Genomic DNA, 26,267 nt, shown 5'->3' on the forward strand with positions numbered 1-26,267 from the left:
AAAGTTCAAGAGCCACCATGTTTCCTATTTACGAGAGTGAGATAACGGACAGGCAATGGAAGCCATCGCAGGGGTAGCCAAGAAGATGTTGTCCGCAGGATATATTAAACAGGCATGGATACTCCTTCCAAGGAGAAGACATCAGAAGTGGAAGTTGAGCGTGGCGGTCAAGTCGTGGAAGTGGTAGGATCCGGATTTCCCAGGGTAGTCTTTTTCCAGATTGAGCAGTCCGACATGCCCTTGCAGTCCCAGTCTCCAGTGCTTGCCCAGTTGGTAGTAGATGCCGGGCTGCAGACCAAAATCGAACGACCGGTAGATGTCCTTGTCGTTCAATGGATGGTAGGGATTGGCATCATTATAATATTGGTTGTTGGAGGCAATGAAAGAGAACACGGGGCCGCATTCCACCACAAGTCCGCTCTTACGTGGATTGGAGAGATGATATTGGATTAGGACGGGAACATCGAAGTACGAGCAGTCGTAGGAACCTATACCTGCCTCGTAATCTCCTACTTCAAACTTCGCACGATAGCCGATGCCCGGCATGACAGACCAATGGCGCGTAAGATAATAGTTCAGACCATAGCCAATATGAAAAGCTGAGGGGTCATCTTCGCCTTCAAAAGAATGCGCACCACCTAAACCTATGTAGATGTTGTGTTCGAAATGTTTGTCTTGTCCTGAAATAGGAAGACTGAGCAACATGGCTACACTCAGAGTAAGCAGCACTCTCTTAAATAAACTTGTCATTTTACAAATTAGTTTTTATCACTAGTGTCCCGTTAAAACGAGACGATTTAAATATAAGTTATTAAAATAGAATGATTTAGACTCGATATTTCTTGTACACGATTTGAATTGACTAACTTTGCTGTCTTTATCAAAGAAGCGTGTTACATGAATGTCGGAAAGATCGTATTCGCACAGATTATGCAGTTCATACCTCGTAGGGAATTCAATGATATTGTTGCCAAGTACAGAGGCAATTACAGGGTGAGAAACCTCACCTGCCATGACCAGTTGCTGGTTATGTGCCTGGCTCAATATGCTGATAAGAATAGTCTGCGCGATATAGAGGCAAGCCTGAGATGGATGAGCCTTTCGGCCTGTCGTCAGGACGGCAACACGCTCATCGTGTTGTCGCACTTGGTCAAAGTAATGATTTCCTCGTTCTCCATAATTGTAATTGTTTAGGGTTGAAGTTTATCTCTGCCACAAAGATACGTTATTTTTTCCGTATTTGTCCGGTTGTAGCTCAGGATAAATCACTCTACCTTCCATTCGTCCACCGTGTGCTTGTCGGCATCGAAGCGGATGCCGACCTTGATCACCCGCCGGCCGTCGGTGAGATAAGGCTTTGCATAGCCACGGGCATCAATCTGGTCAAGAGCATGGCGTGCCGTGTCACCCACCTTCAACTCCATGACGTAGATGGTGTCGGGCATGAAGATGACCATATCCACACGTCCACCTGCCACCTTCACCTGCGTGCGCACATAGACATTGAGCATAGAGAAGATGAGATAAAACGTGTATTCATAGAAGCCTTCTTTCGTAGTTGCTTCGGCCAGTTTCTGCTTGAAGCCTTCGATATACGGAATTCCGGCGAGATAAGACTGCATGTGACTCATGGCAAGGTCGATATCGTCCTGCTTGAGTGCTCTCCAGAATTTCAAGGCAAAGCCTACTTGCACGTCACCGCTGTTTAAGCCTGTATAAGTAGGCAGCAAACCATTAACATAGCCTACGCGTACTTCTTGATTGGGAATGGACAGAAAGTAGGTCTCGCCTTCTGCATCGTAGTCCTTAATCGTGAGATAACCGCTCTGATAGAGCAACGGCAGAGCATCTTTCATATTCTCTGTGGGCTGGTCGAAAGCCGACTCGGGCACATCGAGCGAATCGAGCGTGGTGATGTCGGTATGGAAGTGCTGCATCTGCTTGATGAGGAAGGTCGGAGTGCCGGAGGCAAACCAGTAGTTTTTCAGCAATCGGTCGCCTAAGGCATTGAGCAGGCTGAATGGATTGAACACCGCATCAGCACCACCGGCAAAATGGTAGCCGTCGTATTTGAACTTGATTTTGGCGTACATCTCCTTCGGAGTCAGCTTGAAGTCCTTGGCCATTTCGCAAATGTCCTGTTTAAAAACAGTCTGAACCTCATGCTCGGTAAATCCACAGATGGTGGCAAACCTTGGGAGCAAGGAAACATTCTTCAAGTTGTTGATAGTAGAGAAGATGCTCAGCTGCGAAAACTTTGTGATGCCGGTGATGAAACAGAACTTGATATACTGCTCATTAGCCTTGAGTGGCACATAGAACTCCTGCATGACCTTGCGCATCGCCTCGAGCGTGGTTTGATCGTGAAGCGAGTCAAGCAAAGGGGCGTCGTACTCGTCGATGATTACCGCTACCTGCTTGCCCGTCTTCTTATAAAGTAGTCTGATCAGTCCGTCGAGTTTCTCTCCTGGTGTCAACTCGTCGGGATTATCCTCGTAGACGTCCAACCGCTTCAGCATCAAAGTCAGCGCCCGTTGAAGCTCTTTGGCTGTAGACCTTCCTTTTGTGGTACTCAAATCGAGATGAAGCACGGGATATTGCGTCCATTCCTTCTCAAGGTTCGTGATCTTCAATCCCTCAAACAACTCGCGGTCACCTTTGAAATACGATTCCAAAGTAGACGTGAGCAGCGACTTGCCAAAGCGGCGGGGACGACTCATGAATACAAAAGTAGCATAGTGGGCCAACTGCCATACCAAGTCGGTCTTGTCTACATAGACAAAACCTTCTTTAATGATTCTCTCAAAGGTCTGTATCCCTACCGGATATTTTCTCGTCAATAGCTCCATCGCGCGTTTATTCTTGTTCCTTTTGCAAACTTACGCAATTTATTTGGTATTTGCAAAAGCTGATGATGAAAAGTTATCTGTATATCGGAACATGACTTATCTGCCTAACCATGCTTTCAGCGCTGAGGCTTTCTCTCGGCTGCACAGCACTTAAGACTTCATTAAGATTGACTTAAGGTAAAGTTGTATCCGATTTGCCTCTTGATTTTGTTGCCTGCCAAGCGATCGTTCGCTGCGTAGCTTTTGGTCATTGCCTGCGTAGCAAACGATCTTTTTAAGATTACAACAATAAAGGCGCAAAGAAGGGGTCGTTGCGAACCTACGTTCTCCCTATCTTCGCGCCTATATGGCACCATGAAACAAGTGGATGCTATCGTGTCACTATCAGCCGCAGACTGTCGGCATGGGTGCGTTCCTTTAGCCACGACTGCATGCGGGCGCGCTCACTGGCACTGAGTACGCGCTGGGTGCTGACCACCGCCATGACATAGTGCGAGGCCTTGGTCGTGTCGGTTTTCCAGTCAGCAACCCGCGAGACGCTGACTGCCGTCACTCCCGGCCATACTGTCCGGGTCTCTTTGCCAATCTCTGCTCCTAAGGAAGCATAGAGCTCGTAACCTTCGAGACGCTTTTCCAACTCTTGTATGCGCGCACTCTGCTCCACCATTTTCTGTTTGCTGGCTTCCGTGGTGGTGTTGGCCGAGGCGAGTGCCTGGCTGAGCAGTATGCTGTCAGATTGTGAGCCTTGGATGATGTTAAGGCGGTAGTCATCGAGCTGGTATTCACCCATCATGGTCCTTGCACGGCTGATCTGCTGGCTGCTGATGGATTTGCCGACAGCCACCAAGTTGAGCGTCTTCGACTTTTCGTTGGTCGACTGCGAGATGATCTGCGTACCGGGGAACGAACATTCGTTCTTGACAAACTTGCGGATGTTGTTTTCCGTGACACTCTTTCCAATGATTCCTACGGTCATGTATCCGGCAGGCAACATCGTGAGCACCACCACGCCCAGGATATATCGGTTGACGACCTTCAGTCTCTCGGCATTGACAAATTGCTTTCTCCTGAAATGCATCATGCGCACGCCGAGATAGGTGGCCAGCGAGATGAACACCGTGTTGATGAAAAACAGATAGAAAGCGCCGAAGAAGAAAGAAGCCTTGCCCATGGCCAGTCCATAGCCAGCCGTGCAGAGAGGCGGCATGAGGGCCGTGGCGATGGCTACGCCGGGGATGACATTGCCCTTGCCCTTTGTCGAGAGCGCCAGAATACCGGCAGCACCGCCGCAAAGCGCAATCAGCACGTCGTAGAGCGTGGGCGAGGTACGGGCGAGAAGCTCGGACTGTGCCTCGTTCAAGGGCGTCAGCAGGAAATAAACTGTAGCCGTGAGCACACTGATGACGGTGGCGACAAGATAGTTCTTGGCCGACCGCTTGAGCAGTTCCAGATCGCTGATGCCCACGGCGAGGCCCATGCCGATGATAGGTCCCATGAGCGGTGAGATGAGCATGGCGCCGATGATGACGGCCGTAGAGTTGACATTCAGTCCTAACGAGGCAATGAAGATGGCAAAGATGAGCACCCAAAGGTTGGCTCCATGGAAGGTGACGCCACTGCTGATCTGGCTCACGGTGTCGGCTTCGTTCTCTTTGTCGGGCATGACGTTGAAATAACCTTTCACGACTTGCCACAGTGTTTTAGGTTGCTGCTGTTCCATAGCTGAAAGCGTATATATATAATAATGTGTAGATTATCTCCGTGAGAGTATTCTGTAGCCGATGATGCCGCCGAGGATCGAAGCGGCAAAGATGCCCACTTTGGCCTGACCATAGGCTTCGGCAGAGTTGAAGGCCAGCGTGGTGACAAACATCGACATGGTGAATCCTATGGAAGCGAGGAAGCCCAGTCCGGCAAGCCGTCGCCATGTGAGTTGCTTGCTGCGTCGGCCCAGCCCCAGCCGTTCCATCAGCCATACCGAGGAGAGAATGCCAAGAGGTTTGCCGGCAAGCAGGCCCAGCATCACGCCCACGGCGATGTGGTTGTCGAAGAGCTGCGCCAGATCCATGTCGACAAACGACACGCCCGCATTGCCCAGCGCAAAGACGGGCATGACGAAGAACGACACGAAGGGATGAAGGCTGTGCTCGAGCCGCTGCAAGGGCGGCAGGGCCTGGTTGGCATCGGTCTTCACGCGGGCGATGATCTCAACCTGGTCGGGTTCCAATGTCCTCACGTCGTTGGACTCGGCCTCGTCGAAGCGGCGGGTGAGCTTTCTCATGCGGGCCACAAACGAGTCCTCGCTGATCTGCGAGTCGGCGGGGATGACCATGGCAGAGAGCACGGCGGCTATCGTGGCATGGATGCCGGAGAGCAGGAAAGCTGTCCATACACCACCAATGCCCAGGATGCCGTAGAACCAAATAGACTTCACGCCCATCTTGTTGCCAACAAACATCACGAGTAAGAAGGCTAAACCCACGAGCAGGTTGACCATAGAGAGCTGCGATGTGTAGAACAGGGCGATGACGAGCACCGAGCCCAAGTCGTCGACAATGGCCAGCGTGGTGAGAAACACCTTCGCCGACACCGGCACGCGGTCGCCCAGTAGGTAGACCACCGCCAGAGCAAAGGCAATGTCGGTGGCCATGGGGATTCCCCACCCGTGTGCCACCGGAGTGCCGCCGTTGAAGACAAGATAGATGAGCGCCGGGAAGACCATGCCCATGATGGCGGCAGCCACGGGGAGCGTGACCTTGCGCAAGTCGCGCAGCTCGCCACCGATGAACTCCCGCTTGAGCTCCAGTCCTACGACAAAGAAGAACATGGACATCAGTCCGTCGTTGATCCAATGCTCAAGCGTGAAGTTGAGGCAGGGTTGACCGTCCACGACAAAACCGAAATGGTGGTGGAGAAAGTGGGCATAGTCAAATCTTAGCGGACTGTTGGCCAGCACCAGTGCCAGCACCACGGCAAGTCCCAAGACGATGCCGCCGGACTTTTCCTGATTGATGAACTGCATGGCAGGCAGGACAATCTGCTGCCGTATCTTTTGTTGGTAATGTATCATAACTAAGGGGTTGTAAATGAAATAATGTTTTCTGCGCTGTCCTACATCACTGTGGTTTCTTGTCGACAAAGACCATGGCGTTTCTGTTGTCACTGATCGAGCTGATGTATCTGCCATACTCCCTGAGCACGTCGGCGATGATCTCATCCTTGCTGAGATATTGTATGTCGTTGCCCGTGCGTCCGTCGGAATAGTAGGTCACGGGGATGTATTGTGTGCCGTTGTCGGCGTCAGGGGTGTTGTCCTCATCGACGAGATAGTCGGAGAGCACCCGCTTCTCCGCGGTCACGCCATAGCGGATGTTGCCCAACTTGCTGAAGGCGACAGCCAACAGGAAGATGACAAAGAAAGAAACCAGCAGAATGTACATCCAACTGAGATTCTTGTAGATAAACGACTGTACGAAGGTCAGCCAGTTGTTGACTCTTAAGGGAAATAACGCCGAGAGCAGCGAGAGCAACACCAGCACGATGATGCCCGGAAGAGCTACATTACGGGTAAAAGTAGTGTTATGTATGATTTTCTTTAGCATAATCTGAAATAAATATTAAAGATGAGAAAGACTGTCAGAATGGAGAGAATCCGTGGTAGGTGACAAAAGCTTTCACCCGCCCACAGCTACAAAGGTAATAAAAAAAATCGAATCTGCAAAGCTTTTCTCTTATTAACTGTAACTATCTTGCCCGTTCTGCTTCATTTTTCTATTTTTCTATTTCAGTCACTTTTCTGCTTGCTCGACGGTGGAAATACGATACTTTTGCAATCAAAAGTTATATTATGTCACGTCATACTCTCATACTCAGGATAACGCTTTGTCTGGTCATAGGTCTTCTATCTGCAATACTCCCCGATCATGCTATCCTATGGCTTGGGCGCACTGGGACTGAAAAGCGAATATAGTATAGTGGAAAGAACGGAGCGGCTGGGGCTGTCGTTTGCTGTTATCACGTTCATCCCCTCGGTGAGCATCGTGGTGTCGCTCATCGGCACCTTTGCCTTCATGCAGTTCATGGGCTTCAGTCTCAACCTGCTGACGCTCTTTGCCCTCGTGCTCGCCATCGGTATGGTGGTCGACGATGCCATCATCGTCGTTGAGGCCGTGCAGGCTAACTTTGACAAAGGCTACCGCTCGCCTTATCTGGCCTCTACCGATGCCATGCGCAGCGTAGCCATGGCGTTGCTCACCTCCACGATCGTGTTTATGGCGGTCTTTATCCCCGTGAGTATGATTGATGGTACATCGGGAGCTTTCTACCGTCAGTTTGGACTGACCATGGCTGTCGCCGTGGGCATCTCGGCGATCAATGCATTCACGCTCTCGCCGGTTCTCTGTGCCCTGCTGCTCCGGCCTTATACCGACGAGAACGGACAGCAGCGCAATAACTTCTCGGCCCGTTTCCGCAAGGCTTTCAATGCCGTCTTCAGCGTGATGAGTCAGAAATATGCTGCCATCGCCTTTCGCTTCATCCGTCATAAATATCTTTCGTTTGGCATCATCGCTGCTGCCGTGGCATTGCTCCTCTTGCTCGTCAAGGCAACGCCGACCTCGCTGGTACCCGATGGGGACACGGGTATGCTCTATGTCAACCTCACCACGAAGCCCGGCATGACGCTCAACGAGACCGACCGTGCGCTGCAACAGCTCGACAAGAAGCTCGCCACCCCCCCAGCATCGCCCACCGTGCTAAGGTCAGCGGCTATTCGTTTACCGCGCAAGGCAGTAACTCGGGAATGTTCTACGTGCCGTTAAAGCCTTGGAACGAACGCGGCAAGGGGGAATCGCTCAACGATATCACGGAGAAGATCAACCGCGCCGCTGCCGACATTGCCGGAGCGAGTGTCGTAGTGATGAGTCCGTCGCTGGTATCGAGCTTTGGCATGAGCAGTGGCTTTGACCTCAACTTGGAGGACCGTAACGGTGGAAGCATCTCACAGTTCCAACAGGTGAAGGACCGTTTCGTCAAGGAACTCAGCCGTCAGCCGGAGATTGGTTCAGCCTATTCTCACCATGCTCCTTGGCATGTTGCCCCTGATGGTGGCTACGGGAGTCGGAGCCAATGGCAGCCGCTCATTAGCCTCCTGTGTGGTGGGTGGCATGGTGTTGGGTATCCTTGCCCTGTTCTTCCTCGTGCCCGCCCTGTTCATCATCTTCCAGTGGTTGCAAGAACGGCTGATGCCAAGGAAAATGGTGGCGTGATAGAGGTTAATTATTCTAAATAATATCGCGTTGAGCAATACAATGTCATAGGCATTTTGTAATATTGCAGGCAGATATGATTTAGGATAACATATATGACTTCAAAGACAGTTCCTTCGGGAAGTATGGCCCATCGGCTCAGCGTGATGGGTCTGTTAGTGACTTTAGGCATCGTTTATGGCGACATTGGAACGTCACCGCTCTATGTCATGAGAGCAATCATCGGTGCCACTCCTGTTATTACCACCGACTACATTATTGGTGCAGTGTCGTGCATCATCTGGACGCTCACTATTCAGACAACATTGAAATATGTTGTACTGGCACTGCGCGCCGATAACAAAGGCGAGGGTGGCATCCTGGCGCTCTATGCGCTCGTGAGGAAACATGGCAGGGGGTGGCTCTATCTCCTTGCCATCATCGGAGCGAGCACACTCGTTGCCGACGGAGTCATCACACCTTCCATTACTGTTTTGTCAGCCATAGAGGGGCTGCGCGCTTATGAGCCTTCCACCCCCGTCATCCCTATTGCCATTGCCATCCTTACGGTGCTGTTCTTTATCCAGCAGTATGGTACCAGTGCCATCGGCAAACTTTTCGGTCCGTTGATGCTATTGTGGTTCTCGATGCTTGGCATACTGGGACTGACACATATGGGTGACAGTTGGGTGATCCTCAAGGCTTTTAATCCCTGGTATGCCATCCGTCTGTTGACTACCAGTCCGGAATGGTTCCTCATTTTGGGTGCTGTGTTTCTTTGTACAACAGGCGCTGAGGCTCTCTATTCCGATTTGGGCCATTGCGGTAAGCAAAATATCCGGGTGAGCTGGGCCTTTGTCAAGACAATGCTCATCTGCAATTATCTCGGTCAGGGTGCTTGGATCATTTCCCACGCCGACCAGCTTGCGACGGGCACGAATCCTTTCTACGCCATTATGCCGCATGCCTTTCTACCTGTGGGCATAACGATGGCCACCATAGCAGCCATCGTGGCCAGTCAGGCACTTATCAGTGGGTCGTTTACTATCTTTAGTGAGGCCATGAATCTCCATTTCTGGCCACGGCAGCGCATTAAATATCCTACCGATATCAAAGGGCAGTTGTATATACCGTTTATTAATGTCAGCCTTTACGTACTGTGCATCGTCGTCATCTTGTTTTTCCAGACTTCCAGTAATATGGAGGCAGCCTACGGACTGGCTATCACGGTGACAATGCTGATGACCACCTTGCTCTTAGGTTGCTATCTCAAGCAAGGCAAGATGCAACGGAGTATCGTGATTCTCGTCATCAGCTTTTTCGTGGTTTTGGAGAGTATCTTCTTCGTGGCTAACCTGGCCAAATTCATGCATGGCGGTTGGGTGACGATGCTATTAGCTGGAACCATCTGTCTTGTGATGTATGTGTGGTACAATGCCGACAAGATCAGAAACACCTTTGTGGAGCACCGCGACATCCGGAAGTACTATGATATACTGTCGGATATCAAGGCTGACACGTCAATCTCTAAGTTTGCTACCAATGTCGTTTATATGAGTCGGTTCGGTGGCAAGTACGATGTGGAACAGAAGGTGCTGTACTCCATTATCAACAAACATCCCATGCGCGCCGACCACTATATCTTGCTGCACACGGATTATGAGGACACGCCCAATGAACGCAGCTACGACTTCTATGAACTGATACCGGGTACGCTTTACCGCATCAACCTTCACTTAGGATTCCGCGTGCAGCCTTATGTCAACCTCTATCTCCGTCAAGTTATCGAGGATCAGGTGGAGAAAGGCAGCTTTGCGCTTGAGAGTGGCTACGACTCGTTGCGTCGCCATCATGTGGCGGGAAACTTCATCTTCGTGTTTATCAAACGAGTATATGCAGAATTCAATGTGTTTACTCCCAAGGCCCGTTTCATCATGACCATCTATAATTTTGTACATCATCTCAAGCAGAGTGCTCCGAAGGCCATGGGCTTGAGCACCAGTAATGTCTTTGTAGAGACCGTTCCGCTTGTAGTTCGGACAAGGAAGGTGGAACGTGTGAAGCAGAATTAATAGGATAACTACCAAAGGTTTCCCGCTTTTCTCTTTGTAGTTTGCAGAAAGTTTGTTATTTTTGCAGAAAAGACATCCTATGCCGACCATATTTATTTTCTTTGGATTTAGATTCATGTTCTATAGTAATGACCATGCTCCAATTCATGTACATATATTGAAGGATGGTCATGAGGCCAAATATAATGTTGATCCGGTAGAGCAGGTTTTTAATCATGGTTTTAAGAAACATGATATATTACTCATAGAATCAGTACTCGAAGAGAATCGGGAGATTGTCATCGACCGTTGGAAAAATTATTTTAAGGAGGAAAACAATGGATAAGCTTTATATTACTCGAATTTGGTTGGACGGACATCACCTCTATGCGATGACAGAGTCGGGAGAGATTGCTGATTATGACCTTTCTACGATGAGAGGATTCCGTCACGCATCACCCTCGCAGCTCGGTAACTTCACAGTAGTGAACGATAAAGACATTCACTGGCCAGACCTTGGTGAGGACATCAATTTGGAAGGTATGCTCTATGACAATCATCTCTGTCTACTTACTGCTACAGAGGACTCGGTTTTATACCGGCCGGAGCCGCAGAGTCACGACTGTGTGGCTGACCCTATCGGTTCTGCTGATCCCGCTACCTCAACCTCTATGAATTCATAGGATTTGACAAAAAAGTTGCAATTACACCTAAGGTGGCAGTTGGTATAGGTTGGCAAAAAGAATCATCCCGTTAGCATTTCTCCGGAAAATAGTTGTCAACTTGATGGTCAAACGTTCGTTGTACGTTCGGTCAAACATTCGTTTTACCTTTGGTCAAACGATTGTTTAACTAATAGTCAAACGTTCGTTTGACTATCTGCTGAAAACCATTTTGATGCCTAATGCATTGCGTGATATGGTGTTAAGACTTTAGGTGAGTGATGGAAAAAATGTCTCGAAGGCAGTACGTCTGCGCATAGAGGATACTTGCACTCATGCGATACTTCATAAGATCTGTATGGATAAAAAGGTCATGCGAAGAGAAAAATTGGCCTTAAGGAAATCTTAAGAAACAGTTAAGGTGATCTTAAGATTCTTTCGTTTGAAAGTCCGTACCTTTGCAGCGTCAAAAGAAAACAAGACTCACAAACGATTAAAAATATACAGATTATGGACAAGAAGGTCCGACGGCAGGAAGACAAAGCTTAGGGCAAGCAGTCCTTTTCGCCGTTTCTTCATGATGGCTACTATATATAATAAGGTATATAGTTCATTATTTCTTTGCCGGTCTGAACAGCATCCAATAGGCGTTTTCCTTGATCTTGTTCATCAGAGCGGCGCGCAAGCCTTGCTGCCATGCTTTTTGTCGCTCATGGTCGGCAATCCATGAGTTGACGGTTTGCCGGGCTTCGGCAGAGTGATGGTCGTCCATCAATGCTGAGAGCCAGTAACCGGGGAAGAAGATGTCGGAGGTCTGTTGGATGTCGACGATGGCATCCAAGGCAGGCTTTAAGTAGTTGTTGGCTTGCGTCTCTCGTGTTGGGTCGCATAAGAGCGACAGGGCACTCTCTGCCCACGGCTCAACGAGCCGGCCCGACTTGGGAATGAGGCTGAGGAACAAGCGGTGCTGCGCGGCTGTGTCGGACGTGCAGGCGCGGGCGATGAAGTCAAACTCGCGTTGCTCGTCGGTGGTCTTTAGCCGTTGATGCTGCGTGGCGAGGATATGTAGACAGCTGTCGGGTAGGATGAGTGCGAGGTGATAGGCCAGTCGGGTGTAGTCGCGCTCGTTGAGCAGTGTGTCGTCGTGGCATAGCCATTTGCGGTAGAGGCTCCCGGTCACGACTTTCGAGGTGGCAACGTTGGCCAGACTGCGTGTCAGCTGTTGTCTGACGGCTTTGAGAGGATGGGAGGCAGACAGCGCGAAGAGTCTGCTCTCCATGCTGTCGCGTTGCTGTTTGTCAGTTGTCAAGTGGAGTAGGGAAGCGAGATTGCGGCAGAGTGTGGAGGCAGTCTGCTGGCCTTGGCATTGCGTCAGCGAGTTGCACAAGAGTTGGAACAACGCTGCTGTGGAGGCATCGGACACGCCTTGTCGCTCGGTGCAGAGTAGGTAGTTCTCATAGAGTGTGAGAAGCACGCTGTATGCTGCCGTGTTGTCGTCGTGGATATGCCGTGTCATCCATGCGGCGCAGCCCTGCCGGTCACTGTCGTTGATAATAAAGCGGCCATAGCCCTGTCCGTTGATGTTGGGAATGATCGTTTCGGGATGGCAGGGAACTTTGACGTGGACCTCAGAGTGATGAAAGTCCACGGTCATGGGGATGAGGCTGTCGCCACACAGCAGTCCATAGGTGGCTCGCTGAGGCCAGAAGAGTGAGCGATGGAAAGGATCGGACTGTCGGACGGTGAGCGTGTCGCCGTGCAGGCGGTAGGAGATGACGGGCACTCCCTTTTCGCGAACCCATACGTCAGAGAATTGGCGCACATGAGCCTGTGGCGCTACGGAGTCAAAGATAGCTACCAGATCGTTCCATGTGGCGTTGGCGTAAGCGAAAGTCTTGAGATAGCGTCTGAGTCCCTCGCGGAAAGCATCGGGTCCCATCTGTTGCTCCAGCTTATCCATCATGATAGGTGCTTTCTCGTAGATGATGTTACCATAGAGCAGTCCGGCACGGTTGAGGTTGTCCAAAGGCTGCTGGATAGAATGTGTGCCCAGGGTGCGGTCGGTCGACATGGCTCTGGGATAATACGATTTGAGGAAGTTCAGGTCGTGGTTGATCAGTGGGAATTGCTCGCGTGCTATCTTGCTGGCCATGAAATTGGCAAACACCTCCTTTGTCCATACGTCATCGAACCAGCGCATTGTGACCATGTCGCCGAACCAAAGGTGGGCAGTCTCGTGGGCGATGAGCTGCAGGCGCGTCATCTCCTCATCGGGAGTGGGCTGCGGTCCGAGAAAGATCTCTCTGTCGGTGAACTGTATGGCACCGGGATGCTCCATGCCACCAAACTGATAGCCGGGCAACACCACAAAGCCGTAGTCGCCGAAAGGACACGACCGTGCCGTATAGCGTTCCAACCATCTCAAGGCCAGAGCAGCCTCGTCGAAGCATTTGTCGAGTTGGGCTACTTTGGCGGGATCGGTCTCACGATAGAGCGCAGTCATGTGCCGTCCGTCGCGTACGACCGTCTTGGTCTGGAACTTTCCGGCTACAAAAGAGAACAGATAAGTCGGCAGCACATGGGTGGAGTCACTGCAGCGTGACACCCAGCCGTCGGGAGCCTGCAGCGTGCATTTGAAGAGCGCCTTCAGGTCGGGCTGGTCGAAGCAGGGGAACACCGTACGGGCATTGGCAGGAACAAAGAGAGAATAGAGATAGTCGGCATGGCGGTTCAGGCTCTTGTCGGCAGCGGTGAAAACCAGGTCAACGACGTTAAGACCTCGGCGCAGTGCCTGATGAGGGAGCAGGATGTGCTCGCTTTGCCATTCGGCTTTGAAGGACTTGCCATTGATGTGACCGAGATGCTGTACGTCCTTTCCCGCGAAGTCTAAAGGGAGGTCGGTCTTGGTATTGGTCAGATGGAAAGAGAGACGCAGTCGTCCCGTGACCGGCTGAGCGAGGTTGTCGGGAATACGGAAGTTGAGTTGGTATGTGATGTTGCTGACGCGGATCGCCCTTGTGACGGCAAGGCTACGTGCCACGCCCGGCTCCTGGGCACTCAAGGACAGAAAGGCGAGAAGGGCAATGGCTGTCAAAGCCAATGCCCTGCGAACTGTATCATTGATTTGTGGGAAGGGTATGGAATGTATCATCTGATGGAGTTTTCTGCAAAGTTAAGTAGAATCCATCAGATATGCAAGCGATCCGAAGGAAACATGCGGGGCTTGTCCTCGCGGAAGGTTCAGCGCTACGCTGCAGACCATGCCTATGGGCCGGTTGTAGATGGTGGAGGCCAGTACATAAGTGGCAATGCCTATCAGTGCAGCGACTAAAATCACGCAGGCCCAAAGGGCGAGAGGGTGCAGGAAGAAAAGCGCAACGGCGATGCCGGCGGCCACGATGACGGTCAGCGAGCCTTGAACCTTACAGAGTATCCGACTGACTTTGTCCGTAGCGTCTTGCCAGTGGTAGAGCAGACAGACCACACAAAGCGCGCATTTGGTACAGCCCGTACAAAGCCGAGCATTTTTGTCATCAATGGCACGGCCTCTTTTGAGATTCTTTATTATATCCAAGGCTCTTGGGTCGATTACCAAGTCGGCCTTAGTTATTTAGCTCTTCTGGTTTTCGCCGATAGCCTTCCTTACATATCGGCTGATGCGCTCGATGAGGTTGACATCGTCTATCTCCTTAATGGAGTTGAGCAAGGATGCTTTTAGTTCGATTGCTGTCATAATTCCATTTTTTAATCCTTACGTTGCAAAGATAGCGTTTTTATTTCAAAGTTCAAAGCGAAGAGGGGGGTGGAAATGTGTTTTGGCGGTCTTCCTTTCAGCATTGCGATAGAAAAAGGTAGAGAAGATTCGGGTATGACCAAGAAAAGTAGTAATTTTGCCTGAGATAGAATCTTATGTTGACAGCAATGGACAAAGATAAAGTTTATCAGCAACTGACGGCACAGGCAAAGAGTCTGGTCGATGGTGTAGACAACGTAGTAGGGGCCTTGGGCAATGTAGCAGCTCTGCTGAAAGAAGAGCTTCCATTTTTCTTTTGGGTCGGCTTCTATGTGGTCAAAGAAGGGAGCCTGCAGTTGGGACCCTTCCAAGGTCCGGTGGCCTGCTACAGCATCGAGAAGGGTAAGGGCGTCTGTGGCACGGCTTGGGAAAGAGCGCAGACTCTTGTGGTGCCCGACGTGCATCAGTTCCCCGGTCATATTGCCTGCTCCTCACGCTCCAATTCCGAGATTGTCGTGCCGGTCTTCCATGGTGGAGAGGTCGTTGCCGTTATCGATGTGGACAGCGAAGACTTTGATGCCTTCGACGAGGAAGACAAACGCGGCTTGGAGACGATAGCCCAAATCGTGGCACCGCTCCTTGCCGCAGGCTATTGAGAGCTGTCCTACTCTTGCAATAGTCACTAAACCTGTATGAAGAAGTTGAATATGGACATTCGCATCATCATCCGTAAGCTCAAGGACAAGATGGAGACCAGCTACAGTCTGCCTTGGCGGGAAGACTTCGGAGGGTATCTGCTCCAGCGTGGTTATCTGCTCTACCAAAATCTTTTTATCAACCGTCACTGGGGCTTCGCTGCCCAACTCACTTATATCATTCACTAAAGTTTCCATCCTGACTTCGTCAATGCGTCACTCTGAATCGAGAATAAGTTTTTGGAAAATAGTCACGTACAGACTTTAGCTCCCCATGGAGCTATGGTGCTGAGGTGATGGGGGCAGCCTTACGAGCAAGCTCGTTGGCTGCCCCCATCACCTCAGCACCCCCCCCTAAAGGGGGACAAAGCCTGCCCGTGACGAAAATCGCTAACGCGTAAAATTGCGCAGAGCGCATAAAATAAATTGCGCCAAGGCGCATAAAATATGATACCGCCCAACAGAACACAAGCAGCATAGCAGACTTTCAAGACGCTATGGACTATCTTTCGGCCGCAGGATTTTATGCCCAAGGGGCAATTTTACGCGTTAGCGATTTTCGTCATGGGCAGGCTTGACACCAAAGGTGTGGGTCTAAAGCTATGGGGTAGGCGGCGAGCTTGCTCGCAAGACTACCCCATAGCTTTAGACCCATTGCTCCTTGGGGAGCATAAGCATGACCATGATTTTCTTTTTTCTTCATCACCTGGAGATGGCAAGGCAATATGAGTCAGGACAAAGACATTGACTGTCTGCCGGGCTGTTAAGGAGGGATCTCATTCTATAATTCGTAATTGCGTCACCATCAATTGCTGAAATAAGCTTATAACTAACTGATAGTCAATGATGACACTTCATCCAACCAAAGATGTGATGAAGTCAAGATATTCCTTTGTCTTTGTCGTATATATCCGGCAAAAGCCCTTCCGCCATATTGCTTCTACATGGCGAAAGGGCTTTATTTTGTGTCTGCCAGACAGCTGTGGTTGCCTGTGCGACAAAAGGTTTCTCCCGATGGGGTAGGTCCTTACTTGATATTGTCGTAGGCGTTGATGGCCTCAGTGAATCGCTGGGCCACATCGTCAAACGAATACAGGCCGTCGGCGTTGGCGGTGAGACCGCGCAGTTTGAGCGGATAGACCATCGGCGGATTGTTCAAGTCGAGCATCGTCAGTCCGCGCAGCTGTGCGGTAGACTGGTAGACGAGGTTGACGGCCACGAACTGTTTTCCGCTCTTGTCGGTCCATTTCTCAAAGACCACCTTTGAGCCGATCGGTGTCTTCTTCTCAATGGAGTTGGGCAGCGAATAGTCTTCCACGCCCAGTGCGGCGTCGACGCTGGCAATGTTGCTGTCGTGACCACAGAGGAAGGTGAACTTGCGGTTTTTGGCGTGAAGCTCGTCGCTGATATACATCAGCAGGGGATGAGCGACATTGACCGCAACGATGGGAGCGGTGAAGAGCACGTCGCCGTAGACATCTTTGATCTGTGCGATCTTCTCCCAGTCTTGGGCAGTGATGTCGTGTCCGAAGGCTGCCTTGCGGGCGTCCGGCTCCTCGTAGTATTGCAGGATAAACGCGTCGGAGGCAGAGTTGGCGAGTTTGAGCGAGCCCTTCATCTGCGGTTCGTCGCCTAAGCGGAAGATGATCTGCGTGTCATCGTCCTTGAAGCCACAGGTCTCACCGCTCTTGCAGGCTGGCGAGTCCTTGAGGTCGAGGACTTTGGCGGTGACGGCATAGTTGGCCTTCAGCTTCTCGCCGATCCCTTTCAGTCCTTTCTTGCCGCCCATGGCGGCGATCTGCTTCATGGCTTCTGCCTGGAAAGCGTCACTGACCTTGGTAAGCTTGGGACAGAAGACCGGGTCCATCGTGCTCGCCGAGAAGCGGTGGTTGACATGGATGTTGGCCAGAGGCATGAAGCCGGAGGAGAAATATAGTGCTGTGGCGATGGTGCGCTGCATGCTGTTGGCATAGAAGTTCACGTCGTCGGCCGACGGTGTGGCGTTCTCCTTGAAGAGCCCCTCACTGACGAGCCACTTGCGGAAATACTGTCCCATCATCGTCTCCAGCACACCGCCGCGCAGTGTCAGTTCGCTGGCTGCCGAGGACCACTGTGTCCACTGATGAGGCGTGAGTCGGCCCAAGGCACTTCCGTTGGTCGAGAGCGGTGAGCGGATGCTGTGGCGGCTCAGCACGACGACCTCGGTGAGCCGGTATTGCTGTCGAAAAGCCTCGCTGCGCTGCAGCTGAGCCCATGCCCATGACGGGCAGAGCATCATCAGCAGCAGAAAGGCAGAAAATATTTTTCTCATAATCAAATGAATCTTTAGGGTTGATTAGAACTTGATCTGCAGACGGGTCTCCAGTGCCGTGAAGTGATCATCGTCGTATCCGGCGCGGTTGCTGACCTTGGTATAGGATCCTCTGACACGCCAGATCATGTATTTGTTGATATAGTAGTTCATCGTAGCGGAGAAGTCGTTGCTGCGTCCGCCGCGGATGTTTGCTTCGGGATCCGACATGTCGAGATAGTCATAGGCCAGCACCAGCTCGAGGCTGCCGCGCGCCGGCGTGTCGATGCCACCGTCCCAATAGTTATATTTGTATTGCTTGCCAAGGATAAGACCGCGCAGGGCTGCGTAGCCGCCGGTAGCCTGGAAGCTGTGATAACCGTTGTCGCGGGTGACCGAGTTGTAGAAGTACTGTGCTTCCAAGCCCAGTCGGTTGTAGGCAGCGCAGACTTCGGGCGTGAACTTATACATGGCTTTGGCGTGGTCGACGGTAGCCTGCATCGAGGTGACCTGGGCGATACGTGTGGGCCAAGTGGTGGAGAGGACAAACGACTTGTGGTTGAGTTCGCTGTTGCTGTTGTAGCGCGGACTCTCGTAGGCACCCGAAATACCCACGTGGAAGATGCGGCCCGGTTCGGTGAGCGGACGGTAGAGGGCGCGTGCCATGACGCCGATGCCCTGGTTGCCGGTCTTGTCGCTTGTCATCTTCATGGCATCAGTCTCGGAGAAGAAACTGGTGGTGACGAGATAGCGGAGGTCGGAGTGCTCAAACATAACGCCGAGCAGACGAGAGTTGTTGAGTGCTTGGTTGCTGCGAGGTTCCTCCATGGAAATCTTGAAAGAAGAGCTTGTTGCGCTCTGCAAACCGTACTGATGAACGAAGTAACCGGCGCGGATGAGGCTCTTCTTGCCTAAGGAGTGCTCGATGAAGACGTCCTTCATGCCTACCTTGCCGTAGGCGTAGCCGATGTCGACCTTAGCGGTCCAGTCCTCATAGGTAGCCTTGAATCCCACACGCATGTCGGGGATGCCCATACCGTCGTTGAGTTGGTTGTTGACTTCGTCGCTGGCGTCAAAGACTCCGGCATCCAAGAGAACACGGCCCGAAGGCTTGACGACAAGTTTGCTTTCTGTCTTTTCCTGGGCTTGCAGCGTCGTGGCGGCGAGCAGTGCAAGTCCGAAGAGTATTGTCTTTTTCATGGTGTTTACTGTATGTACGATGATTTGCGGTTGTCCGAAATGTTGTTTATTTTGCAGTGTCTTCTGCCTTGCGCTCTACTTTGGCTACTTTTCCCTCCTTGACGAGTTTTGCGAATTCCTTCTTAGCCTTTCCGAGTTGTTTCATGAAGTTGTCGTTGGCGTGGAGACGTGCCACAACGGCGCTGGCTACGAGGCGTGCGGCGTCTACGTCGCTCTGGAAGTGATAGCCACAGATCACGCGGCTCTGTCCCATCTCATAGCCACGCTTGAGAATAGAGTCCTGACGGTCGGGGTTCACCTCAGCGAGAACGAGAGCAGTGGCCCAGCCAATGGAGGTGTGACCAGAGGGGTAGCTGCCGTTGGTGGAGAGCTCTTGCTGCTGCTCGGGGTTGCAGGTCATCTCGTGATAATAAGCGAAAGGACGCACACGCATATAGTGGTTCTTGGCAGCACGTGTGGCCAGGTCACCGGCATCCTCGCGCATGTTGATGACGAGCTTATAGATTTCCGGTGTCTCTTCCTTGCTGATGCGCACACCGAAAGCGTCGGAGAAGGCGTTGGGCACACCGTCGCCGTTGACACGTGCGTCGGCGGCAGCCTGGTCACCGCGTGGCGTGTCGCGCTGGAGCTTGCCCCACTGATACTGTGCTTCATCGTTGAGCCACAGGATGGAACCCTGCTGGGGAGGAGGAGGCAACAGCGAGAGACTGTTGGCGACTTCGTCGGCACGCAGGAAATAGAGGTCGGGATTGGTACGGACATCCTTGATCTTGGACTGACCGAAAGAGGAAACAGCGATGAGCGTCAGCATGAAGCTGACAACAAGTGACTTGACGTTGTTCATGATCTGTAATATGTTTAAGTTTTGAAAATGTTGATTTCCGGTTTTTGCGATTGCGCTGCAAAGTTATGATGAAAGGCGGAATAAAAAAAGTTGCATTTGATGTTTTGTGCGATTCTCTCAAATGCAACTTTTTACAAAGTGTTGTTTATGAGACGGTTATGACAAATCGGTGACAACAAAAATACTTTTCTTGTTTTCGTCATTGGGACATACAAATTCCAAGATAGGTGACTCAATCGACCCAATCATATAGTTTGCAAGGTTAGGATGGGGATCAATCAAAGCTGCAGAAAAAGTCTCTCACAAGTTACAGATTGAATGTAACATTACCCCGTTAACGGTGCGGCAGGCGGTGAGTAGGGGCGGGGTTTATCCCCGCCCTAATCCCGCAAAGATATAACGTGGGTGGAATGATTACCGCCAAGGAGGTTAGGGCGTGGGTGGAATGATTACCGCCATAATCCCGCAAAAGATATAGCGGGGGTGGAATATTACCATCAAGGAGGTTAGGGCGGGGATAAACCCCGCCCCTACGGTGGATGACAGCAATACCGGGGTGGGTTCGTAGGGGCGGGGTTCATCCCCGCCCTAACCACGCAAATGATACAAAAAACATGTGGCATGGGGGTGGAATGATTACCGTCAAGTAGGTTAGGGCGGTGATAAACCCCGCCCTACGGTGGATGATATCACTACTGCTAGAGAGGTTAGTAAGTAGTGATTTGTTAGAAGCAGGCTTTTGCTGCGTTAACTTTTTTATTTTTTCTGCCTTTCGGCCTGCATTCGGAGAATAGTTACTTGTCGATTTCTAAGCAATTAACTTTTTGACCCCGAAAAAGTGACGAAAACAGGAAAGAATCGATTCTCAGCGAGTGTTTGATGAAAAAATATAACCATCGGACAACGCGGACAAAGTATAGAGGGAGTGCGGTTCGTGTACGTCCGTGACGTCCAATGGCTATGTTTCGATATTGTGTATGTCCGTGTTGTCCGATGGCAGGCATTAATCCTTGTTATGGTTGTGGAAGTACTTCCACAGCGGTGCGACCATCATGGCCTGATGGATCCTACCGTCCTTGAGCATGGAGAAGAGCTCGCCTTCCGTGACAAAGAAATAGCGGAGATCCTCTGTGGCGTCGAGGTGTTGCGTAGTCGTCTGTTCCACGCCGCGTGCCACGAAGGTATAGCAGTGGTTCGTCGCCGTACTGCTGTTGGGTGTGGTGACGAGCAGTTGCTCCCATGTGCCGCCGGTGAATCCCGTCTCTTCGGCGAGCTCACGTTTGGCAGCCTGCAGGGGCGACTCGCCTTTCTCCACGACGCCGGCGGGAATCTCCAACGACACCTCGCCGACGGCCTGCCGCCATTGCTGTTCCATGATGACGCGTCCGTCGGTGGTGATGGCGATGACGTTGATGAAGTCGGGATATTCCAGTACATAGTATTCCGGCTGCACGCGGCCGTCGGGATGCACGACGACGTCTTTCCGTGCTGTGAGCCACGGCCGGCGAATGATGTATTCGCTCGACCGTGTGGTGCATTTCATGTCTTTTTCTTTCATGATGATCTACCTTATATGATTATAGGTATAACGTGAGCTTCGCCGTGATATTGCGTCCCATGTCGAAGAGTCCGGTTCGTCCGTTGTCAGGATTCACGCCACCGATATATTTCAATCGGCTGAGATGGTTTTGATAGATGCGGTCGAAGAGGTTTGTGGCCGTGAGAGACAGTGCTGCCAGACGTTTGCCGCCGTGCCTGAAGTCGGTGCCGGCCGCGAGTCCAAAGAGCGTGTAGCTGGGCGTTGCCGTCTCCGTACCACCGAGCATGTAGTAGTGGTTTTGTCGCAGGTTGCACTCCATGTTGGCAGCCACAAAGGTGTGGTCGAGTGTCTTGCCGTCGCGGATGAGTGTGTAGCGCAGTTCGCCGTTCCAGCGTGGGGCAGGGGTGAAGGGCAGGTAGCGCGACGCGCGCGGCTGATGGCGCAGCACGCTATTGACATAGGAGAAGCTGTTTTGCCAGTGCAGACGCTCCACGGGATGGAAGTCGATCATCGCCTCGCCGCCGAGCAGGCGTGCGTTGCCTTGTGTATACTGGTAGAGTGGCAAGTCTTCGCGTTGCTGGTCACCCTGTCGGGCGGTAAAGATGTAGTTGTCGATGTAGTTGGCGAAGAGCGATAGCTGCGCCGTCACCCATCGCGAGGTGAAGTCCCACCCGGCATCCACCTGCCAGCTTTGTTCAGCCTTAAGCTGTCCGTTGCCGATGACATACTGTTGCGTGCCCTCATGCACGCCGTTGGCCGATAGTTCACTGATGCCCGGTGCGCGGAATCCTTTCGCCGCGTTGAGTCTCAGCGTCATGTTGTCAGCGACATGATACACGGCACCGATGGATCCCGACAGGCTGGTGAAGTCACGTGACAGAGGATCGAAATCATCGTCCAAGGCGAAGGCATGTACATGTCGGTGGTCGAGGCGCAGCCCGCCCGACCACGTCCAGGCATCTCTTTTGAAGGAAGCAGTGGCGAAGGTGCCCAGATCGAAGAGCTGATAACCGGGAATGAGATATTCCGAGCCTTTGTTCATGTTGCGCTGCCACATGCCGTTGGCACCGATGGTAGCCTTCCATCCGCTCTTCTCCGGCAGGATGTAGCGGATGTCGTAGTTCAGCGTGTGGAGCATCATGTCCAGTCCCGGCTGTTCGGCACTCTCCTCGTATTCCTGTCTGCGGTTTTGCTGATATCCGACGATGGCGTGCAGCGTGCTGTTGCCGATATAGTAAGCGTTGTCGCTCACCACCTTGTAGTGATGGATCTGCTGGAAGGGCAGCGTCTTGCTGTAGCTCTTGCTGTCGTCGTCGCGCGCTCCTTCGGCGATGCCCGGGGTGAGGTGATAGATGCTTGCCGTGAGATGGCTGTAGCCCCATCCGCCGTTGTATCCCGCCATTGCTTCCGCGTCCTGCTCGCGGAAGCGTGAGCCAACGACATAGTTGTCGGCGCGGTTGTGGTAGTCGTGTGCCCGCTTATCGGTCCAGCGTCCGTTCCATACCCATCCGTTTTGGTTTCCGCGGAAGTTGAGCGAGTAGTTGATGAGTCCTGTGTTGCTTTGGTATTCCGTGGAGGCCTCCCCGCCGATGGTGTTGTGTGCCATGACGGGATCGCCGTGGAAGATGATGACGCCGGCGAGCGCGTCCGAGCCGTACATGAGCGAAGCGGGACCTTTGATGATCTCTGCAGAGGAGATGCCTTGTGCGTCGATCTCCACGCCGTGCTCGGCGCCCCACTGGTTACCCTCCTGACGTATGCCGTCGTTGACGACGACGAGGCGGTTGAAGCCAAGGCCGCGGATCACGGGTTTGGAGATGCCGCCGCCCGTGGTCACCTGCGACACGCCTGGCTGATGGCTCAGTGCGTCGATGATGTTGGTGGAAGGCGTCGTGCGCAGCATGTCGGCGTTGACGAGAGAGATGGGTGTTGGGGAGTCCTTCATGAGCGACTTGCCTGTCAGTCCCGTGACGACGACCTCGCCGAGCATGGCATTTTGTTCCTTCATGACGAAGTCGAGTTGCGTGGTTTTCTTCAGGTCGATCTTCTTCACCTGAGTCTGGTGTCCCAGGTAGCTGGCCTGCACGCTGACCGTGCGCTGGGGCAGAGCGTCAAAGACATAGTTGCCGTCGGCGTCTGTTGTGGTACTTTCCTGAAGTTCAGGTATAGAAACGATGACACCTACGAGCGGTTCGCCGTCTGAGGCATCAGTGATATGACCCTTGAGCGTGGTGGTGATCAGCGCAGGGTCTGCTGTTGCTGTCAGGCTCAGTATGAGTCCTAACAGCAAAAGATATAATGATTTCATAATGAATATGAAGCCCTAACCTAACCAAGCCCAGCCTCACCCCCTACAGCCTCACCCCCAACCCCTCTCCAAAGGGAGAGGGGAGTGATTACATTGGGTGTTGGGGTAGTATTGCAATTTCCTCACCAAGTGGGAGGGAAAGGCAGTACACACAAGAGAATGGTTATGAGAGCTTTGTTGTTGTTTTGTTGTTTTATGGTTTTGGTGTAGGGGCGGCCCTCTGTGGCCGACCTAACTTCAATCCCCAGCCTTTAACACTTCTGGCCTCACCATCAGTACTTCCAGCCTCAACCACCAGAGCTAACACTATCCCTGTCTATTTATGAGAAGGATATTGTTTATCACTCATTTTACTCCCCTCTCCTTTGGAGAGGGGTTGGGGGTGAGGCTGTAGGGGTTGTTAAGTGTGAGGTTTAGTATATTGGAGGCCCTCTTAGTGTAGGAACGCCATGACAGTACGATGATAGGCGCGAGACTGTGGCCGTCGTGGCGGTGAGTATAATATAATAAGGTGTGGCGATGGCTAACGCGGCAGTCGCCAGGAAAGGCAGTGAGAGGAAATGGCAGAGCACACAGTCACCGGTATGATGCGCCATCGTGTTGAGATGCGCATCGTGGTGGATGTGGTGGAGACAGGCATAGCATACCCCTGCCTGACTTTGCTCCACAGGTACGTGGCGGTGGAGCGAAGCCAGGAAAAGCATAGGGATGAATACCGCCATGAGTATCCATGCCGCCGTCTGTCTCTTGTGGCTATTCCTCATTGCCGTTTGTTTGTCGCAACCATGTACAATCAGCGATGTACTTTTTGCGGCATTTTCTTTTCTTTATGCAAAGTTAAAGATAATAATCTCAAACGACGTGGTTCTTGTCTTAAAAGAGATTTATCGGGTGTTAGAAAATTCTAAGCGGTCTACTTCTTGCCGAGTATGCGGTTGTTGACGTAGGTGAAGAGTTTGTCGCGGTACATATCACCGATGGGCAGTGGGATGTTGTCGCTGAGGAAGACGCGTGTCTTGTTCAGCTCCGTGATGCAGTGCAGGTTGATGAGGAAGGATCGATGGATGCGCATAAAGTTTTTGGGCAGTCGGTCCTCCATCGTCTTCATGCTTTGGAGGATGATCACGGGTTTCTGTTCGCCTTGTGTGTGTATTTTCAGGTATTCGCTCATTCCCTCGACATAGACGATGTCTTTGATGGGAATCCTGACCATTTTGTGTTCTGTGTGCACGAAGAGGTCGCCGTTTTCCTCGAGTTTTGTCGCCGAGGCATTGGCGTTTGCCGTGCTACTGTTTTCCTGCAGTTGTCTGTCAGCGGCTTTTAGTTTGATTTCAAAGATTTTTTTCACTTTTATCGCTACTCTTTGGAACTCTTCCAAGGAGAAAGGCTTCAGCAGATAGTCAATTGCGTTGACCTGATAGCCCTCAACGGCGTATTCGCTGTAGGCCGTTGTGAAGACGATGAGAGGAGGGTCTGCCAGACTTTTGACAAAGTCCATCCCATTGACATCCGGCATGTTGATGTCGCAGAAGATCACGTCGACAGCGTGTTGCTTCATCACCTTCCAGGCTTCTTTCGTACTCAGGCAGCTGGCCATAAGATGGAAGAAAGAAATTTTTTGAATATACGATTCGAGCTGCTGGAGAGCCAGAGGCTCATCGTCTACTGTAAGTACTTCAATCTTTGTCATTAGAGAAAATTCTTGTTATGAGGTATCGTTAGCACAACGCTGTAACTTTCTATTCCGTCGTTTATCTCCAAATGGTAGTCGTCGCCATAGATGAGTTGCAGTCGTTTCTTGACGTTCTCCAATCCGATGCCACCCGGAATTGGCATGCGCTTCTCGTGTTTGGAGTTGGCACATTTGAAAACAATACGTTTGTCAATGACCTGCAAGCTGATATGGATGAAACTTGGCGCGTCGTAGCTCACACCATGCTTGAAGGCGTTCTCCACAAAGACGGACAGGATGAGCGGTGGCATCTGATAGCTGTCGGGCAGGTCGCCCACCTCAAAGCGGATGTCCACCCGGTCGGCATAGCGCAGTCGCAGCAGATGGATGTAGCTGCGGATAAACTCAGCCTCCTTGGTCAGCGGTATGGTGGTGTGGCCTCCGTCGTAGAGTAAGAATCGCAGCAAACGGCTCAGCTCCATGATGCTCGTCTGTGCCTTGGCAGCGTCCAGCCCGATGAGCGCGTGGATGTTGTTGAGTGTGTTCATCAGGAAATGAGGATTGATCTGGTGGCGCAGATGTTGCAGTTGGTCGTTGAGCTTCTCCTGGGTGAGTTGCGCCAATTGCTTGTCGCGCCGCTCACTTTGGAAATAGAACTTCACGCCGGTGTTGGCTCCCATGATGAGCAGCATCATGGCCACGCTGAGGATGTCGCTCTCGGTGGTGTCGATGGAGGGATGCTCCGGTGTCTTAAATTCGGCCGTGGCGTGCTGCCCGTCGCTTCGATCCTCCCTCTGTATGGCCTGTTGCCCGCCGAGCTCAAAGTGTTTCCACTCATACTGCTTGAATTTGGCTTGCAGTATGGAGAAAACACAGATCAGCACCAGCGAGGCAAAGACATACAGATGTACTCTCTTCCTGTAGATCAGCATGGGTGCCAACGCAAAGTTGTGGATGATGAATAATATCAAATAGACACAAAACAACATCCACACATGGAAAACTGGCCACCAGTGGAAGGTCAGGTCGCTCTCTACTTGGCTGCGTATATAGAAAGCAAGGAAAGGCGCGAGCAGGAAAGTGGTCCAAACCATGCTGTAGATCAGCCATTCCGACCGACAGTTGGTCTGTTTAATCACATATTTGATAGTCTTCCGTAGTCTCATCTTCCACTGTT

General features: G+C 51.8%; 22 protein-coding genes and 1 pseudogene. 7 read left to right on the forward strand and 16 right to left on the reverse strand.

From position 1 onward, the window contains the following. Positions 1-141 precede the first annotated feature (141 nt). A complete protein-coding gene (locus FYJ73_RS04720; RefSeq protein WP_154533559.1) occupies positions 142-750 on the reverse strand; it encodes a porin family protein in 609 nt (202 codons plus the stop codon). A gap of 147 nt (positions 751-897) precedes the next feature. Between FYJ73_RS04720 and FYJ73_RS15845 the strand changes: the two genes are divergently transcribed. Further along, the gene (locus tag FYJ73_RS15845) at positions 898-1,194 is read left to right on the forward strand and encodes a DUF4372 domain-containing protein (protein ID WP_235899228.1); all 297 of its coding nucleotides are present in this window, start codon (positions 898-900) and stop codon (positions 1,192-1,194) included. Between the two features lie 71 nt (positions 1,195-1,265). Here the strand turns inward: FYJ73_RS15845 and FYJ73_RS04730 are convergent, their stop codons facing one another. The 4 genes from FYJ73_RS04730 to FYJ73_RS04745 form a co-directional block, all read right to left on the reverse strand. Next, positions 1,266-2,849 carry an ATP-binding protein gene (locus FYJ73_RS04730; protein ID WP_154533560.1) on the reverse strand — a complete coding sequence of 528 codons (1,584 nt, stop codon included), beginning with the start codon at positions 2,847-2,849 and terminating at the stop codon, positions 1,266-1,268. Between the two features lie 370 nt (positions 2,850-3,219). Further along, positions 3,220-4,569 carry a TIGR00341 family protein gene (locus tag FYJ73_RS04735; RefSeq protein WP_154533561.1) on the reverse strand — a complete coding sequence of 450 codons (1,350 nt, stop codon included), beginning with the start codon at positions 4,567-4,569 and terminating at the stop codon, positions 3,220-3,222. A 33-nt stretch (positions 4,570-4,602) separates the two neighbouring features. After that, a complete protein-coding gene (gene nhaA, locus FYJ73_RS04740) occupies positions 4,603-5,919 on the reverse strand; it encodes a Na+/H+ antiporter NhaA (protein ID WP_154533562.1) in 1,317 nt (438 codons plus the stop codon). 46 nt (positions 5,920-5,965) lie between these two features. Beyond that, positions 5,966-6,451: a BCCT family transporter gene (locus FYJ73_RS04745; RefSeq protein ID WP_154533563.1), complete on the reverse strand. Its 486-nt coding sequence runs from the start codon at positions 6,449-6,451 to the stop codon at positions 5,966-5,968. 468 nt (positions 6,452-6,919) lie between these two features. On the opposite strand from FYJ73_RS04745, the pseudogene FYJ73_RS15850 reads away from it, so the two are divergent. The 4 genes and pseudogenes from FYJ73_RS15850 (at position 6,920) to FYJ73_RS04775 (ending at position 10,829) form a co-directional block, all read left to right on the forward strand. Next, positions 6,920-8,139: pseudogene (locus FYJ73_RS15850) on the forward strand (efflux RND transporter permease subunit). 72 nt (positions 8,140-8,211) lie between these two features. Beyond that, a complete protein-coding gene (locus tag FYJ73_RS04765; protein ID WP_154533566.1) occupies positions 8,212-10,167 on the forward strand; it encodes a KUP/HAK/KT family potassium transporter in 1,956 nt (651 codons plus the stop codon). Positions 10,168-10,282: 115 nt separating this feature from the next. Continuing rightward, complete coding sequence (locus FYJ73_RS04770; protein ID WP_235899235.1) at positions 10,283-10,492, forward strand: DUF4160 domain-containing protein; 210 nt, start codon at positions 10,283-10,285, stop codon at positions 10,490-10,492. Then, a complete protein-coding gene (locus FYJ73_RS04775; protein WP_154533568.1) occupies positions 10,485-10,829 on the forward strand; it encodes a DUF2442 domain-containing protein in 345 nt (114 codons plus the stop codon). Before FYJ73_RS04770 ends, FYJ73_RS04775 begins: the two co-directional genes overlap by 8 nt. A 592-nt stretch (positions 10,830-11,421) precedes the next feature. Here the strand turns inward: FYJ73_RS04775 and FYJ73_RS04780 are convergent. From FYJ73_RS04780 to FYJ73_RS16130, 3 genes are read right to left on the reverse strand one after another with little or no spacing between them, the layout of a single operon-like run. After that, on the reverse strand, positions 11,422-13,959 hold the full coding sequence (locus tag FYJ73_RS04780) for a M1 family metallopeptidase (protein WP_154533569.1): 2,538 nt from the start codon (positions 13,957-13,959) through the stop codon (positions 11,422-11,424). Between the two features lie 21 nt (positions 13,960-13,980). Further along, on the reverse strand, positions 13,981-14,382 hold the full coding sequence (locus tag FYJ73_RS04785) for a hypothetical protein (protein WP_154533570.1): 402 nt from the start codon (positions 14,380-14,382) through the stop codon (positions 13,981-13,983). Positions 14,383-14,418: 36 nt separating this feature from the next. Next, positions 14,419-14,541, reverse strand: a complete 123-nt coding sequence (locus tag FYJ73_RS16130; RefSeq protein WP_262885116.1) for a hypothetical protein — start codon at positions 14,539-14,541, stop codon at positions 14,419-14,421. 188 nt (positions 14,542-14,729) lie between these two features. Between FYJ73_RS16130 and FYJ73_RS04790 the strand changes: the two genes are divergently transcribed. Both FYJ73_RS04790 and FYJ73_RS04795 read left to right on the forward strand, forming a co-directional pair. Continuing rightward, positions 14,730-15,197, forward strand: coding sequence for a GAF domain-containing protein (locus FYJ73_RS04790; protein WP_154533571.1), 468 nt, complete (start codon positions 14,730-14,732; stop codon positions 15,195-15,197). Positions 15,198-15,233: 36 nt separating this feature from the next. Beyond that, positions 15,234-15,425 carry a hypothetical protein gene (locus FYJ73_RS04795; protein ID WP_154533572.1) on the forward strand — a complete coding sequence of 64 codons (192 nt, stop codon included), beginning with the start codon at positions 15,234-15,236 and terminating at the stop codon, positions 15,423-15,425. 838 nt (positions 15,426-16,263) lie between these two features. Here the strand turns inward: FYJ73_RS04795 and FYJ73_RS04800 are convergent. The 8 genes from FYJ73_RS04800 to FYJ73_RS04835 all read right to left on the reverse strand — a co-directional run bounded on the left by FYJ73_RS04800 (position 16,264) and on the right by FYJ73_RS04835 (position 26,256). Continuing rightward, positions 16,264-17,547 carry a histidine-type phosphatase gene (locus FYJ73_RS04800; RefSeq protein ID WP_154533573.1) on the reverse strand — a complete coding sequence of 428 codons (1,284 nt, stop codon included), beginning with the start codon at positions 17,545-17,547 and terminating at the stop codon, positions 16,264-16,266. Positions 17,548-17,571: 24 nt separating this feature from the next. Continuing rightward, positions 17,572-18,726 (reverse strand): OprO/OprP family phosphate-selective porin, encoded by a 1,155-nt coding sequence (locus tag FYJ73_RS04805; protein WP_154533574.1) that lies wholly within the window; start codon positions 18,724-18,726, stop codon positions 17,572-17,574. A gap of 46 nt (positions 18,727-18,772) precedes the next feature. Further along, complete coding sequence (locus FYJ73_RS04810) at positions 18,773-19,537, reverse strand: acid phosphatase (RefSeq protein WP_419471131.1); 765 nt, start codon at positions 19,535-19,537, stop codon at positions 18,773-18,775. 1,036 nt (positions 19,538-20,573) lie between these two features. Continuing rightward, positions 20,574-21,128, reverse strand: a complete 555-nt coding sequence (locus tag FYJ73_RS04815) for an NUDIX hydrolase (protein ID WP_154533576.1) — start codon at positions 21,126-21,128, stop codon at positions 20,574-20,576. 19 nt (positions 21,129-21,147) lie between these two features. Then, the gene (locus FYJ73_RS04820; RefSeq protein WP_154533577.1) at positions 21,148-23,418 is read right to left on the reverse strand and encodes a TonB-dependent receptor; all 2,271 of its coding nucleotides are present in this window, start codon (positions 23,416-23,418) and stop codon (positions 21,148-21,150) included. A 413-nt stretch (positions 23,419-23,831) separates the two neighbouring features. Then, a complete protein-coding gene (locus tag FYJ73_RS04825; protein WP_154533578.1) occupies positions 23,832-24,182 on the reverse strand; it encodes a hypothetical protein in 351 nt (116 codons plus the stop codon). A 149-nt stretch (positions 24,183-24,331) separates the two neighbouring features. Continuing rightward, positions 24,332-25,108, reverse strand: a complete 777-nt coding sequence (locus tag FYJ73_RS04830; RefSeq protein WP_154533579.1) for a LytR/AlgR family response regulator transcription factor — start codon at positions 25,106-25,108, stop codon at positions 24,332-24,334. After that, the gene (locus tag FYJ73_RS04835; protein ID WP_154533580.1) at positions 25,108-26,256 is read right to left on the reverse strand and encodes a sensor histidine kinase; all 1,149 of its coding nucleotides are present in this window, start codon (positions 26,254-26,256) and stop codon (positions 25,108-25,110) included. The genes FYJ73_RS04830 and FYJ73_RS04835 overlap by 1 nt, the downstream gene beginning before the upstream one ends. Positions 26,257-26,267: the final 11 nt, after the last annotated feature.

The sequence above is a fragment of the Hallella mizrahii genome, from assembly GCF_009695775.1.
In the GTDB taxonomy this organism is placed as follows: Bacteria; Bacteroidota; Bacteroidia; order Bacteroidales; family Bacteroidaceae; genus Prevotella; species Prevotella mizrahii.